The 15561-nt window shown below is 43.8% G+C and carries 11 protein-coding genes and 1 pseudogene; all 12 read left to right on the plus strand.

Features of this window, described 5'->3' with window-relative positions:
- The first annotated feature begins 273 nt into the window (after positions 1–273).
- Complete coding sequence (gene secE, locus IEY42_RS20565) at positions 274–645, plus strand: preprotein translocase subunit SecE (protein WP_188927084.1); 372 nt, start codon at positions 274–276, stop codon at positions 643–645.
- A 10-nt stretch (positions 646–655) separates the two neighbouring features.
- Positions 656–1207 carry a transcription termination/antitermination protein NusG gene (nusG, locus tag IEY42_RS20570; RefSeq protein WP_188927085.1) on the plus strand — a complete coding sequence of 184 codons (552 nt, stop codon included), beginning with the start codon at positions 656–658 and terminating at the stop codon, positions 1205–1207.
- 129 nt (positions 1208–1336) lie between these two features.
- Positions 1337–1765, plus strand: coding sequence for a 50S ribosomal protein L11 (gene rplK, locus IEY42_RS20575; protein WP_160056465.1), 429 nt, complete (start codon positions 1337–1339; stop codon positions 1763–1765).
- A 4-nt stretch (positions 1766–1769) separates the two neighbouring features.
- Positions 1770–2471 carry a 50S ribosomal protein L1 gene (gene rplA, locus IEY42_RS20580; protein ID WP_188923169.1) on the plus strand — a complete coding sequence of 234 codons (702 nt, stop codon included), beginning with the start codon at positions 1770–1772 and terminating at the stop codon, positions 2469–2471.
- 284 nt (positions 2472–2755) lie between these two features.
- A complete protein-coding gene (gene rplJ, locus IEY42_RS20585; protein ID WP_188923170.1) occupies positions 2756–3256 on the plus strand; it encodes a 50S ribosomal protein L10 in 501 nt (166 codons plus the stop codon).
- Between the two features lie 54 nt (positions 3257–3310).
- The gene (gene rplL, locus IEY42_RS20590) at positions 3311–3679 is read left to right on the plus strand and encodes a 50S ribosomal protein L7/L12 (protein WP_188923171.1); all 369 of its coding nucleotides are present in this window, start codon (positions 3311–3313) and stop codon (positions 3677–3679) included.
- Between the two features lie 232 nt (positions 3680–3911).
- On the plus strand, positions 3912–7943 hold the full coding sequence (gene rpoB / locus IEY42_RS20595; RefSeq protein ID WP_188927086.1) for a DNA-directed RNA polymerase subunit beta: 4032 nt from the start codon (positions 3912–3914) through the stop codon (positions 7941–7943).
- Positions 7944–8025: 82 nt separating this feature from the next.
- Positions 8026–12252: a DNA-directed RNA polymerase subunit beta' gene (gene rpoC, locus IEY42_RS20600; protein WP_188927087.1), complete on the plus strand. Its 4227-nt coding sequence runs from the start codon at positions 8026–8028 to the stop codon at positions 12250–12252.
- A 177-nt stretch (positions 12253–12429) separates the two neighbouring features.
- Positions 12430–12667, plus strand: a pseudogene (locus tag IEY42_RS20605) (hypothetical protein).
- Between the two features lie 82 nt (positions 12668–12749).
- Entirely contained in the window at positions 12750–13220 is a 471-nt protein-coding gene (rpsG, locus tag IEY42_RS20610; protein ID WP_160056453.1) for a 30S ribosomal protein S7, read from the plus strand.
- 79 nt (positions 13221–13299) lie between these two features.
- Positions 13300–15396 carry an elongation factor G gene (gene fusA / locus IEY42_RS20615; protein WP_188927088.1) on the plus strand — a complete coding sequence of 699 codons (2097 nt, stop codon included), beginning with the start codon at positions 13300–13302 and terminating at the stop codon, positions 15394–15396.
- 69 nt (positions 15397–15465) lie between these two features.
- A partial coding sequence (locus IEY42_RS20620; protein ID WP_079393000.1) for a GTP-binding protein occupies positions 15466–15561 on the plus strand: 96 nt, incomplete at its 3' end.

The raw sequence follows: 15561 nt of genomic DNA on the forward strand, positions 1-15561 counted from the left end.
GCGTAATAGCGACTTTAGTGAACACTAAAAAAGGAAGCTTCGGCTTCCTTTTTTGTTTTTAGATAAAAAAAACAAATTAATTGGTTTTTTTATCTAATTTGTCACGCTAACTTTACCTGTATTGTTGCGAACAAAGCTGAATAAGAATACAATCTATGGCCGATTTTTGACCCTGTGCTTATGCATTTTCTGGGAAAGCTCGGAAATGCGGATTTGGTAAATATGCTGTTTACCAAGCTAAGCTCAGGTCGTAGTGAGTAACGGAATTAACCGATGACAACAAATACTGAAAACCAGAGTAATTCTTTGGATATCGTTAAGTGGAGCGTAGCAGCATTGCTCATCGCTGCCGCTGTTATAGGCAATCAATTTTACGCAGATGCTAGTGTTGTGGCTCGTGTTGCTGGGGTAATTATTGCCTTTGCTATTGCGGGTGTTATCGCATTGCAAACTATCAAGGGTAAGCAAGCATTATCATTTGCTCGTGAAGCACACATTGAAGTGCGTAAAGTGGTATGGCCAACTCGCCAAGAGGCGCTAAATACTACATTTATTGTACTTGCAGCAACAGCTGTAGTGGCACTGATCCTTTGGGGATTAGATGCTGTATTGTTACGAGTAGTCAATTTAATTACTGGCGTATAGGCATCTAAAAATGACTGAAGCTACAGAAGCGAAAAAAAGATGGTATGTAATTCAAGCCTTTTCGGGTTATGAAGGTCGTGTTCTTAAAACACTGCTTGAACATATCAAAATGCATAACATGGAACAATACTTCGGTGAGATTTTAGTTCCTACTGAAGAAGTTGTAGAAATGCGTGCGGGTCAGCGTCGTAAAAGCGAACGTAAATTTTTCCCTGGTTATGTATTAGTACAGATGGAAATGAATGATGAAAGCTGGCACTTAGTAAAGAGCATTCCACGTGTAATGGGCTTTATTGGTGGCACATCTGATCGTCCTGCGCCGATTTCTGACAAAGAAGCTAATGCTATTCTTCAGCGTCTACAAGACACCGTTGAGTCTCCAACTCATCGTGTTATGTATGAACCTGGTGAAGTTGTTCGTGTATGTGATGGTCCATTTGCCGACTTTAACGGCACTATCGAAGAAGTTGATTACGATAAGAACCGCGTTAAGGTTTCGGTAATGATCTTCGGCCGTTCAACACCTGTAGAGTTAGATTTCAATCAGGTTGAAAAAAGCTGATTAAAATAACTACAAAATAAATATTGTTTGCGGGTGCGTATTTTACTATAATTCGCACCCGTTGTTTTGAGGGGAGCAAATTGGCATGTCGCCGAAATGCGTTTGAACCCAAATAGAGGAAATGTCGACATGGCAAAGAAAATTGAAGCTTATATTAAGCTACAAGTAGCAGCCGGTGCTGCAAACCCGTCTCCACCAGTTGGTCCTGCTTTAGGTCAAAAAGGTGTGAACATCATGGAATTCTGTAAAGCATTCAACGCTCGTACTGAAAAGTTCGAGAAAGGTATGCCGATTCCTGTTGTTATCACTGTATATAACGACCGTTCTTTCACTTTTGAAACTAAGACCCCACCTGCATCTTTCCTACTGCTTAAAGCAGCAGGTTTGAAATCAGGTTCTGGCCGTCCTAATACTCAAAAAGTAGGAACTATCAAGCGCAGCGCTGTTCAGGAAATTGCTGAAACTAAAGCCGCTGATATGACTGGTGCTGACATTGAAGCGATGACTCGCTCAATTGAAGGTACTGCACGTTCAATGGGTTTGGTAGTAGAGGACTAATATAATGGCAAAGCTAACTAAGCGCGCTCGCGTAATCCGCGAAAAAGTTGATGCAACTAAACAGTATGACATCAACGAAGCAGTAGCACTTTTAAAAGAACTAGCAACAGCTAAGTTCGTAGAAAGTGTTGACGTAGCTGTTAACCTTGGTATCGATCCTCGTAAATCAGACCAAAATGTGCGTGGTGCTACTGTACTACCACACGGTACTGGTCGTGACGTTCGTGTTGCTGTATTCACTCAAGGTGCAAACGCTGAAGCTGCTAAAGCTGCTGGCGCAGAACTAGTGGGTATGGAAGATTTAGCTGAACAAGTTAAAGCTGGCGAAATGAATTTTGACGTAGTTATCGCATCACCAGACGCAATGCGCGTTGTTGGTATGTTAGGTCAGATTTTAGGCCCACGTGGTTTAATGCCTAACCCTAAAACTGGTACTGTAACACCTAACGTTGCAGACGCAGTTAAAAATGCTAAAGCTGGTCAAGTGCGTTATCGCAACGACAAAAACGGTATTATCCACACTACTATCGGTAAAGTGGATTTCACTGTTGAACAGTTGAAAGACAACTTAGAAGCGTTAGTGTCTGCACTGAAAAAGGCTAAGCCTGCAGTTGCAAAAGGCGTTTACGTGAAAAAAGTAAGCATCTCTACCACTATGGGTGCAGGTGTTTCTGTTGACCAAGCTAGCTTGGAAGACATTAAGTAATTTTACAAAATGCGCGCGTTAGTCTATAATGCGCGCACTTTGTGGGTTGAAGCTATTTTTAGCCAATAATTGTCGATTTTTCGAACTATTGGCCAAAAAATTAGCTTCCGTCCAAGACCGCAGGTGTCAATCGTAAGGTTAACTTAATTTCCTGCGTAGACGGTGTCAGGCCCCAGCTAAATTTTTTTACTGGAATATCTGCACCGTAAGTAACTAAGTACATGTTGTGCTTAGTTTGGTAAATTCTAGGGGTATTCCCTAGGTAGAATCCAGGAGTAAAGCCAATGGCATTAAGACTCGAAGACAAAAAGGCAATTGTTGCTGAAGTCAACGAAGCTGCCAAAGGTGCACTTTCTGCAGTTGCCGCTGATTCACGCGGTGTAACTGTAGGTGCTATGACTGTTTTGCGTAAAACAGCTCGCGCTAACGGTGTTTATGTACGTGTAGTACGTAACACTCTAGCTCGTCGCGCTGTTCAAGGTACTGCTTTTGAGTGCCTAGCCGAAACTTTCACTGGCCCAACTTTACTAGCTTTCTCTACTGAGCACCCAGGTGCTGCAGCGCGTCTTTTAAAAGATTTCGCTAAAGAACAAGCTAAGTTTGAAGTTAAAGGTGCAGCTTTCGAAGGGGAATTTATCCCTGCAGCTGATATTGATCGTTTAGCGAAACTACCAACATACGAAGAAGCACTAGCTCAGTTGATGATGACTATGAAAGAAGCATCTGCTGGCAAGTTCGTTCGTACATTGGCCGCTCTTCGCGATCAAAAACAAGACGCCGCTTAATTTTAAGTTGGCCGCTTAATCAAATTGAATTCAGAACAATAGGAAATATTTCTTATGTCTATCACTAAAGACCAAATGTTAGAAGCTTTTGCAGCAATGTCTGTAATGGAAGTTGTTGAACTAATCGAAGCTATGGAAGAGAAATTCGGCGTTTCTGCTGCTGCTGCAGTAGTTGCTGGCGGCGGCGATGCTGGTGCAGCTGCTGAAGAACAAACAGAATTCGACGTAGTTCTTACTTCACACGGCGACAACAAAGTAGCAGTTATTAAAGCTCTACGTGGCGCTACAGGTCTAGGCCTGAAAGAAGCTAAGACTATGGCTGAATCTTCGCCAATCGCTGTTAAAGAAGCGATCAGCAAAGAAGAAGCTGAAGCTCTTAAAGCTGATTTAGAAGCAGCTGGTGCAGCTGTTGAAATCAAGTAAGCTATAACTTACTTGCTCACCCAAGCAATTGGGTGAAGGCTGGCGGTTTTTTAACCGTCGGCCTTTTTTGCGCTCTATGCGCAGGCGATTTTTATTCACCGTTTGTCGCCAGTTTTAGCAGTCCCTAGCAGAGATTACTGGTTAGGTTCTTGCCATCAACGGTGATGGGCAAACGTGCTGATTTAATTATATTATTTCAGTCTTGGTCACATCTCGTAAGCAGAGGAAACCCATGGTTTACTCCTATTCTGAAAAGAAGCGTATTCGCAAAGACTTTGGTAAGCGTCCAAAAGTTTTGGATATCCCTTATTTATTGTCTATCCAGTTAGACTCTTTTAAGAAGTTCACCGATCAAGACCCTACGGGTGAGCGTGGCTTAGAAGCTGCATTCCGTAGCGTTTTTCCTATCAAGAGCTTTTCTGGCTATTCTGAGCTGCAATATGTCAGCTACAAGCTAGGTGAGCCAGTTTTTGATGTGAAAGAATGTCAGATCCGCGGTGTTACTTATTCTGCACCACTTCGCGTTAAATTGCGCATGGTGTTGTTTGACCGTGAAGCTGCTGCTGGCACTGTTAAAGACATTAAAGAGCAAGAAGTCTACATGGGTGATATCCCATTAATGACTGATAACGGTACTTTCGTTATTAACGGTACTGAGCGTGTTATTGTTTCTCAGTTACACCGTTCTCCAGGTGTGTTCTTTGATCATGACCGTGGTAAAACCCACTCTTCAGGTAAGGTGCTTTATAACGCACGTATTATTCCTTACCGTGGTTCATGGCTTGACTTTGAATTCGATCCTAAAGATGCTTTATTCGTTCGTATTGACCGTCGTCGCAAATTACCGGCAACGATCATCTTACGTGCGCTTGAATACTCTACTCAAGATATCTTAGATCTATTCTTTGAGCGTATTGAGTTTAAGATCAAGAAAGACTCACTTGTAATGGCACTTGTGCCTGACCGTTTACGCGGCGAAACGGCAAGCTATGATGTTAAAGATACTGAAGGTACTTTATTAGTTGAAGCTGGTCGTCGTATTACTGCGCGTCATATTAAGCAACTTGAAAAAACCAGCACCACTGAGCTTGAAGTGCCAGTTGAATATATCGTTGGTAAGTATGCTGCACAAGACTATATCGATGAAGATACAGGTGAAGTATTAGTTACAGCTAACAGCGAGATTACCTTAGAAGATTTAGCTAAGTTATCTCTTGCTGGTATTAAGAACATTGATACATTGTTTATCAATGATCTTGATCATGGTGCTTATATTGCCGACACATTACGTATTGACTCTACAACTAACCGCTTAGAAGCATTAGTTGAGATCTACCGTATGATGCGTCCTGGCGAGCCACCAACCAAAGATGCAGCAGAAGGTTTATTCCAAAACCTATTCTTCAGTGAAGAACGTTATGACTTATCTAAAGTAGGTCGTATGAAGTTCAACCGTCGTCTTGAGATTGCTGAAGACGAAGGTAACGGTGTGTTGTCTAAAGAAGACATCGTATCGGTAATGAAGAAAATCATCGAAATCCGTAACGGCTATGATGAAGTCGACGATATTGACCACCTAGGCAACCGTCGTATTCGTAGCGTAGGTGAGATGGCTGAAAACCAATTCCGTGTTGGTTTAGTCCGTGTTGAGCGTGCTGTTCGTGAACGTCTGTCTTTAGGCGATTTAAACGAGCTTATGCCACAAGACTTAATTAACGCTAAGCCAATTTCTGCGGCAGTGAAAGAATTCTTCGGTTCTTCACAGTTGTCACAGTTTATGGATCAAAACAACCCGTTATCAGAAGTGACGCATAAGCGTCGTATTTCTGCGCTTGGCCCTGGTGGTTTGACTCGTGAACGTGCTGGCTTCGAAGTACGTGACGTACATCCAACTCACTACGGTCGTTTATGTCCAATTGAGACCCCTGAAGGTCCAAACATTGGTCTAATCAACTCGCTAGCAAGTTTTGCACGCACTAACTCTTATGGTTTCTTAGAAACACCTTACCGCAAAGTGGTTGATGGTGTGATTACTGATGAAGTTGAATACTTATCAGCAATCGAAGAAGGCCGTTATGTTATTGCTCAGGCAAACATTGAAGTTGACGCTGATGGCCGTATGGTTGAAGAGCAGATTGCGTGTCGTCATAAAGGTGAATCTACCTTTATGCGTGCTGCAGACGTTCAGTATATGGACGTATCACCACAACAGATTATTTCTGTTGCGGCATCACTTATTCCGTTCTTAGAACACGATGATGCTAACCGCGCATTGATGGGTGCTAACATGCAACGTCAAGCCGTTCCTACTTTACGTGCTGATAAGCCGTTAGTGGGTACTGGTATTGAACGTACACTTGCAGTTGACTCTGGTGTGGTTGTTGCTGCTAAACGTGGTGGTGTTGTTGACTACGTAGACGCTAGCCGTATCGTTGTTAAAGTAAATGAAGATGAGCTACGCCCAGGCGAAGCGGGTATCGACATTTATAACTTAACTAAATATACCCGTTCAAACCAAAACACCTGTATTAACCAACGTCCTTGTTGTTTCGTTGGTGAGCCAGTAGTTCGTGGTGACGTATTAGCCGATGGTCCATCTACCGATTTAGGTGACTTGGCCCTTGGTCAAAACATGCGTATCGCGTTCATGCCTTGGAACGGTTATAACTTCGAAGATTCGATCTTAATTTCTGAGCGCGTTGCGCAAGAAGATCGTTTCACTACTATCCATATCCAAGAGCTTTCTTGTATTGCTCGTGATACTAAATTGGGTAGCGAAGAAATCACTGCTGATATTCCAAACGTAGGTGAGTCTGCTTTATCTAAATTAGATGAATCAGGTATCGTATACATTGGTGCTGAAGTGAAGGGTGGCGACATTCTAGTGGGTAAAGTGACACCTAAAGGTGAAACACAGTTAACCCCAGAAGAGAAACTACTCCGTGCTATTTTTGGTGAAAAAGCCTCTGACGTTAAGGACAGCTCATTACGTGTACCTAACTCAGTGAAAGGCACCATCATCGACGTCCAGGTATTTACCCGTGATGGCGTTGAGAAAGACAAGCGCGCGCTTGAAATCGAAGAAATGCACGTACGCCAAGCTCGTAAAGACTTAGGTGAAGAGTTCAAGATCCTTGAAGAAGGCGTATTGAGCCGTGCACGTAACTTGTTATTGTCTGTTGGTTATTCTGAAGCTAAATTAGCTGAGATCCCACGTAAAGATGTATTAATTCAAGTTATTGACGATGAAGCTAAACAAACTGAATTAGAGCAGTTAGCTGAACAGCACGAAGAGCTAAAAGCTGACTTTGATAAGAAGTTTGAAATCAAGCGTCGTAAGATCACCCAAGGTGATGACTTGGCACCAGGTGTACTGAAAATTGTTAAGGTTTACTTAGCCGTTAAACGTACTATCCAACCAGGTGACAAGATGGCGGGCCGTCATGGTAACAAAGGTGTTATCTCGAAGATCTGTCCAATCGAAGACATGCCATACGATGAAGAAGGTAATCCTGTAGACATCGTACTTAACCCATTGGGCGTACCATCGCGTATGAACATCGGTCAGGTACTTGAAGTTCATATGGGTGCTGCAGCGAAAGGCATCGGTAACAAGATTACTGCTATGCTTGAAGAGCAGCGTGAAATTGCCGAACTTCGTAACTACATCAAGCAAGTATACGACCTAGGTGACGACGTGCTACAGCGTGTTGACATTGAATCGTTTACCGATGATGAAGTCGTGCGCTTGGCAACTCACCTTAAAGGTGGTGTGCCGATTGCTACACCAGCATTCGACGGTGCTAAAGAGAAAGAGATCAAGCAAATGCTTGCTCTTGCGGGCTTACCTGAATCAGGCCAGTTAACATTATGTGACGGCCGTACCGGTAACGAATTTGAGCGTAAAGTAACCGTTGGTTACATGTACATGCTCAAACTGAACCACTTAGTTGATGACAAGATGCACGCCCGTTCAACCGGTTCGTACAGCTTAGTAACACAGCAACCATTGGGCGGTAAAGCTCAATTCGGTGGTCAGCGTTTCGGTGAGATGGAAGTGTGGGCACTTGAAGCATACGGTGCAGCTTATACTCTACAAGAAATGCTAACAGTTAAATCAGATGACGTTAACGGTCGTACTCAGATGTATAAAAACATCGTCGACGGTAACCATCAGATGCAACCAGGCATGCCTGAGTCTTTCAACGTATTGTTGAAGGAAATCCGTTCACTTGGTATTAATATCGAGTTGGACCAAGAGTAAGCATCGCACTTAAGCAATGTTTGGTAACCAAGGGTGCTTTGCATCAGCAAAGCACCTGGTTTAACTCCTTCAGGAGAGAAACGTGAAAGACTTATTAAAGTTTCTTAAGCAGCAAAGTAAGACTGAAGAATTTAACGGAATCAAAATTGGTTTGGCTTCGCCAGATCTCATCCGTTCTTGGTCTTTTGGTGAAGTAAAGAAGCCAGAAACCATTAACTACCGTACATTCAAGCCTGAACGTGAAGGTTTGTTCTGTGCGCGTATCTTTGGTCCGGTTAAAGATTACGAATGTTTGTGTGGTAAATACAAACGCTTAAAGCACCGTGGTGTGATTTGTGAAAAGTGTGGCGTAGAAGTTACCCAGACTAAAGTGCGTCGTGAGCGCATGGGTCACATTGAATTGGCTAGCCCAGTTGCCCACATTTGGTTCTTAAAATCACTTCCGTCACGTATCGGCTTAATGCTTGATATGACGTTACGTGATATTGAACGCGTACTGTACTTCGAATCATTTGTTGTTATCGAGCCTGGCATGACCACGCTTGAGCGCGGCCAAATGCTTACAGAAGAAACGTATCTTGATGCGTTAGAAGAATACGGTGACGAGTTTGAAGCTAAGATGGGTGCTGAAGCAGTTTTAGAATTGCTACGTGCTATCAACTTAGAAGAACAGATCGAACAAATGCGTGAAGAATTGCCTTCAATCAATTCTGAAACCCGTCGTAAAAAGGTCACTAAGCGCCTTAAACTGATGGAAGCATTTTTCACTTCTGGCAACAAGCCAGAGTGGATGATCTTAAAAGTATTACCGGTTCTTCCACCAGATCTACGTCCATTAGTGCCGTTAGACGGTGGTCGTTTCGCGACTTCAGATCTTAACGATCTTTACCGTCGTGTGATTAACCGTAACAACCGTTTGAAGCGTCTATTAGATTTAGCTGCGCCTGACATTATCGTACGTAACGAAAAGCGTATGTTACAAGAGTCAGTTGATGCGCTATTAGATAACGGTCGTCGCGGTCGTGCTATTACGGGTTCTAACAAGCGTCCGCTTAAATCTCTTGCTGATATGATCAAGGGTAAGCAAGGTCGTTTCCGTCAGAACTTACTTGGTAAGCGTGTTGACTATTCAGGCCGTTCGGTAATTACCGTAGGTCCTACTTTACGTCTACATCAGTGTGGTCTTCCTAAGAAGATGGCACTTGAGCTATTCAAACCATTTATTTATGGCAAGTTAGAAGGTCGTGGTCTAGCCACTACCATTAAAGCTGCTAAGAAAATGGTTGAACGCGAACAGGCTGAAGTATGGGATGTATTAGACGAAGTGATTCGTGAACATCCTGTGATGCTTAACCGTGCACCAACACTTCACAGACTCGGTATTCAAGCATTCGAACCTGTTCTGATTGAAGGTAAAGCAATTCAATTGCATCCGTTAGTTTGTGCGGCATACAACGCCGACTTCGACGGTGACCAAATGGCGGTTCACGTTCCATTAACGCTTGAAGCTCAGTTAGAAGCTCGTGCGCTAATGATGTCAACCAACAACATTTTGTCACCTGCTAACGGTGAGCCTGTAATTACACCGTCTCAAGACGTTGTATTAGGCTTGTACTACACCAGCCGTGAATGTATTAACGGTCGCGGTGAAGGCATGGCTTTCTCTTCAGTTGCTGAAGTAGAAAAAGCATATGCTACAGGTTCAGCAGAATTACACGCTCGCGTTAAAGTACGTATCACTGAAACATCAATAGCCGCAGACGGTGAAAGAACTAAAGCCACTCGTATCATTGATACTACAGTTGGCCGTGCGCTTTTATCATTGATCCTGCCAGAAGGCTTATCATATGATTTGGTTAACCAAAACATGGGTAAGAAGCAGATCTCTAAGCTATTGAACACGTGTTACCGTCAACTAGGTCTTAAAGATACCGTTATCTTTGCTGACCAATTGATGTATACCGGTTTCCGTTTTGCAACCATCTCTGGTGCCTCTGTAGGTATCGACGATATGGTTATTCCAGCTGAGAAATACACGCTAGTTTCCGATGCTGAAGCTGAAGTACTTGAAATTCAAGAGCAGTTCCAGTCAGGTCTAGTAACAGCGGGTGAGCGTTACAACAAAGTTATCGATATCTGGGCATCTGCTAACGAAAAAGTGTCGAAAGCGATGATGGAAAACCTGTCAACTGAGACAGTAGTTAACCGTGACGGTGTTGAAGAGAAACAAGCATCGTTTAACAGCATCTATATGATGGCTGACTCAGGTGCTCGTGGTAGTGCGGCTCAGATCCGTCAGTTGGCGGGTATGCGTGGTCTGATGGCTAAGCCTGATGGCTCAATCATCGAAACCCCAATTGTGGCTAACTTCCGTGAAGGTCTAAACGTACTACAGTACTTTATTTCTACTCACGGTGCGCGTAAAGGTCTTGCCGATACCGCATTGAAAACAGCTAACTCGGGTTACCTAACTCGCCGTCTAGTAGACGTAGCACAAGACTTAGTTGTAATTGAAGACGACTGTGGCGTTGAACATGGTCTAACAATGAAACCGCTTATTGAAGGCGGTGATGTTGTTGAGCCATTACGTGAACGTGTTCTAGGTCGTGTTGTTGCTGTTGACGTATTGAAGCCAGGTACTGAAGAAGTACTTGCTCCACGCAACACGCTTCTTGATGAAGCATGGTGTGACACGTTAGAAGAGAACAGTATCGATGAAGTCATTGTGCGTTCTGTAATTACCTGTGAAACAGACTTTGGTGTGTGTGCAGCATGTTACGGCCGTGACTTGGCTCGTGGTCATATTATTAACCACGGTGAAGCCATTGGTGTTGTTGCAGCGCAATCAATTGGTGAACCTGGTACACAGTTGACCATGCGTACGTTCCACATTGGTGGTGCGGCATCACGAGCTTCTGCAGAAAACAACGTTCAAGTTAAGAACGCAGGTTCTCTGAAGTTACACAATGCTAAGCATGTTTCTAACATCGACGGTAAGCTCGTTATCGTGTCTCGTTCTTCTGAGTTAGCTATCATCGATGAGCTAGGTCGTGAGAAAGAGCGTTATAAAGTGCCTTACGGTACCGTTTTAGAGAAATTGGAAGACAGTGAAGTGAATCCAGGCGAAATTATCGCTAACTGGGATCCACATACTCACCCAATCATTTCTGAAGTAGCGGGTAGTGTTAAGTTTGTTGACATGATCGATGGCGTAACCATGACACGTCAAACTGACGAGTTAACTGGTTTGTCTTCAGTAGTTGTACTTGAAATTGGTGCGCGTACTTCTGCAGGTAAAGAATTACGTCCAGCCATTCGTCTAGTTGATGCTGACGGTAATGACTTAATGATCCCTGGTACTGAAGTACCAGCGCAATACTTCTTACCGGGTAACGCGATTGTATCGAAAGACGATAACTCTAAAATCAACGTTGGTGACGCTTTAGCACGTATTCCACAAGAATCGTCTAAAACTCGCGACATCACCGGTGGTCTTCCACGTGTTGCTGACTTATTCGAAGCGCGTAAACCAAAAGAGCCAGCAATTCTTGCTGAAATCTCTGGTACTATCTCGTTCGGTAAAGAGACTAAAGGTAAACGTCGTCTAGTGATTACGCCTGCTGATGGCGGCGATCACTATGAAGAGATGATCCCTAAGTGGCGTAACTTGAACGTGTTCGAAGGTGAAAAAGTCGAACGTGGTGAAGTTATTGCAGACGGTCCAGAAGCGGCGCATGACATCTTACGTCTTCGTGGTATTCACAATGTAGCTAACTACATTGTGAACGAAGTACAGGACGTTTACCGTCTACAGGGTGTAAAAATCAACGACAAGCACATCGAAGTTATCATTCGTCAAATGCTACGTAAGTGCTTAATTAACACTGCAGGCGACAGTGAGTTCTTAGAAGGCGAGCAAGTTGAAGTTGCGCGTGTGAAGATTGCTAACCGTGAGCTGATTGCTCAAGGGAAAGAACCAGCAACATTCGAACGTGAATTATTGGGTATTACCAAAGCATCTTTGGCTACTGAATCATTCATTTCAGCTGCATCGTTCCAGGAAACCACACGTGTGTTAACTGAAGCTGCCGTTGGTGGTAAGAGCGATCCATTACGTGGTCTGAAAGAAAACGTAATCGTTGGTCGTTTGATCCCTGCTGGTACAGGTTATGCTTATCACAAAACTCGCAATGAAGAACGCGCTAAAGCAGCAAATTCGAAAGGCAAAGTGGAAGCGACAACTGTCACTGCAAGCGAAGCTGAACAGAACCTAGCAGATCTACTAAACTTGGCAGGCAGCCAAGATTAAGTTATAGATTTGTTAAAAAAAGGCGCCAATGGCGCCTTTTTTATTGGAATTTGCACGAAAAGTTGGCTATTTCTTGACAGGCAGCCATTACCTTTCTAAAATTCCGCGTCCCATCATTGTGGGATATAGATTTTTCACACCTAATTGTTGAGTTTAAATCAACTGTCGGAGCTATACATGGCAACTGTAAACCAGTTGGTACGTAAGCCACGCGCGCCAAAAGTCGAAAAGACTAATGTGCCTGCGTTGAACCCATAACTTGCAAGAGCATAGTGTAATCCTAATCCGTGGTGGTCGTGTTAAAGACTTACCTGGTGTGCGTTACCACACTGTTCGTGGCGCATTAGACTGTGCTGGCGTGACTTCACGTCGCCAAGGCCGTTCTAAGTACGGTGCTAAGCGTCCTAAGTCTTAACGTATCCCGTTTAAGTAAGGCCAAGCTAGTATTTATTTGACATTCCAGTTTTGGAAATACCTGAAGCATACGGAGAATTGATATGCCAAGACGTCGCGTTGTAGGACAACGTAAAATCCTACCAGATCCAAAGTTTCACAGTGAGTTGTTGGCTAAGTTCATCAACGTCATTATGCAAGACGGCAAAAAGTCGACTGCAGAAAAAATTATCTACAAGGCGTTAGATGTTGTCGCTGAAAAGAAAAGCGAAAACCATTTAACTATCCTTGAAGCAGCTCTTGATAACGTTCGCCCTTCAGTCGAGGTTAAATCTCGTCGTGTTGGTGGTTCAACGTATCAAGTACCATGTGAAGTTCGTCCAGTGCGTCGTAACGCACTAGCGATGCGCTGGTTAGTTGAAGCTGCTCGCAAGCGTGGTGAAAAATCTATGGCTCTACGTCTAGCAGGTGAAATGCTAGACGCATCTGAAAACAAAGGTACTGCTGTTAAGAAGCGTGAAGACGTGCATCGCATGGCTGAAGCTAACAAAGCCTTTGCTCATTACCGTTGGTAATATGATGGAGCGGGCTTTTGCCCGCTCCATATTGTTGATATTGCTAAAACCAAAAGTTTTAGTTGAGAGGGTATAAATAGTGGCTCGTACAACCCCAATTGAGCGTTATCGTAACATCGGTATTGTTGCTCATGTGGATGCAGGTAAAACTACCACAACAGAACGTGTTCTGTTCTATACCGGTATGTCTCATAAAATTGGTGAGGTGCATGACGGCGCCGCCACGACGGATTGGATGGTACAAGAGCAAGAGCGTGGTATTACTATCACTTCTGCTGCTGTAACAACCTTTTGGCGTGGTATGGAAGCTCAATTCGCTGAACACCGAATTAATATCATCGATACCCCAGGTCACGTAGACTTCACCATCGAAGTCGAGCGTTCATTACGCGTACTTGATGGAGCCGTAGTTGTATTCTGTGGATCGTCAGGCGTAGAACCGCAATCTGAAACTGTATGGCGTCAAGCTGACAAGTACCACGTTCCACGTATGGTATTCGTTAACAAGATGGACCGCGCAGGGGCAGATTTTGACCGAGTAATAAATCAAATTCGTAACCGCCTTGGCGCAACTTGTGTGCCGATCCAATTAAACATTGGTGCAGAAGAGAACTTCAAGGGTGTTATTGATTTAATTAAGATGAAAGCCATTAACTGGTCTGAAACAGATCAGGGAATGACATTCACTTATGAAGACATTCCTGCAGATCTCGCAGCAAAAGCTGCCGATATGCATGAGTATCTCGTGGAAGCAGCAGCTGAAGCCTCAGATGAACTGATGAACAAATACCTTGAAGAAGGCGAGTTATCAGAACAAGAGATTAAAACAGCACTGCGTCAGCGCACAATTAATAATGAGATCGTTCTTGCTACCTGTGGTTCTGCATTTAAGAACAAAGGTGTGCAAGCGGTTCTTGATGCGGTTATCGACTACCTTCCAGCGCCTAGTGAAGTACCGGCAATTACAGGTATTGACGAAGACGAAAAAGAAGTTGAACGCCCATCAGATGATAATGCGCCATTTGCAGCATTAGCATTTAAAATTGCGACTGATCCATTTGTTGGAACACTTACCTTTATCCGAGTTTATTCCGGCGTACTTGAGACAGGCGCGGGTGTTTACAATTCTGTTAAGCAGAAACGTGAACGTATAGGTCGTATGGTGCAAATGCACGCAAACGATCGTACCGAGCTAAAAGAAGTTCGTGCAGGTGATATTGCTGCGGCTATAGGTCTAAAAGATGTTACAACCGGTGATACTCTTTGCGATAACAATCACAAAGTGATTCTTGAGCGCATGGAGTTCCCAGAACCCGTGATTACCATTGCCGTTGAGCCTCGTTCGAAAGCCGATCAGGACAAAATGGGTATCGCGCTGCAAAAATTAGCAGCAGAAGATCCATCTTTCCGTGTCGAGACTAACGAAGAGTCAGCTCAAACACTGATATCAGGAATGGGTGAGCTACACTTGGATATTATCGTTGATCGTATGCGTCGCGAATTCAGTGTAGAGTGTAACGTAGGTAAACCACAGGTTGCCTATCGTGAAACAATTCGTTCTAAAGTCGAAGTGGAAGGTAAGTTCGTACGTCAATCTGGTGGACGTGGTCAGTTTGGCCATGTTTGGCTAAGACTCGAACCACTTGAAGAAGGTGCGGGCTACGAATTTGTCAATGAGGTCGTAGGTGGTGTTATTCCTCGCGAATACATCCCAGCCGTTGATAAAGGTATTCAAGAGCAGATGAAAAACGGCGTATTAGCTGGTTATCCTGTTCTTGATGTGAAGGTCACATTGTTTGACGGTTCATATCATGATGTGGACTCGAACGAAATGGCGTTCAAAATTGCAGGTTCAATGGGCTTCAAACAGGGTGCGTTAGACGCCAACCCTTCGTTGCTCGAACCTTGTATGAAAGTAGAAGTGACTACACCTGAAGATTATATGGGCGACGTTGTCGGTGATTTAAACCGCCGTCGTGGCATAATCGAAGGTATGGACGATGGCATCGCAGGTGTTAAACTTGTCCATGCGGTAGTACCTCTATCTGAAATGTTTGGTTATGCGACTGATTTGCGCTCTGCATCTCAGGGTCGTGCTTCTTACTCTATGGAGTTTTACAAGTACGCAGATGCACCGCAAAACATTGCAAAAGCGATTATAGAATCTCGTAACTAATATCGGTTACGGCATCAATGTTATATTGCTCGAATTAAACGAGCACTTCTGAAAAGAAAGGAATTTATCGTGGCAAAAGCTAAATTTGAACGTAATAAGCCTCACGTAAACGTAGGCACCATCGGTCACGTTGACCATGGTAAAACAACTCTTACTGCAGCTATC

The organism is Shewanella algicola (genome assembly GCF_014648035.1).
GTDB classification, from domain to species: domain Bacteria; phylum Pseudomonadota; class Gammaproteobacteria; order Enterobacterales; family Shewanellaceae; genus Shewanella; species Shewanella algicola.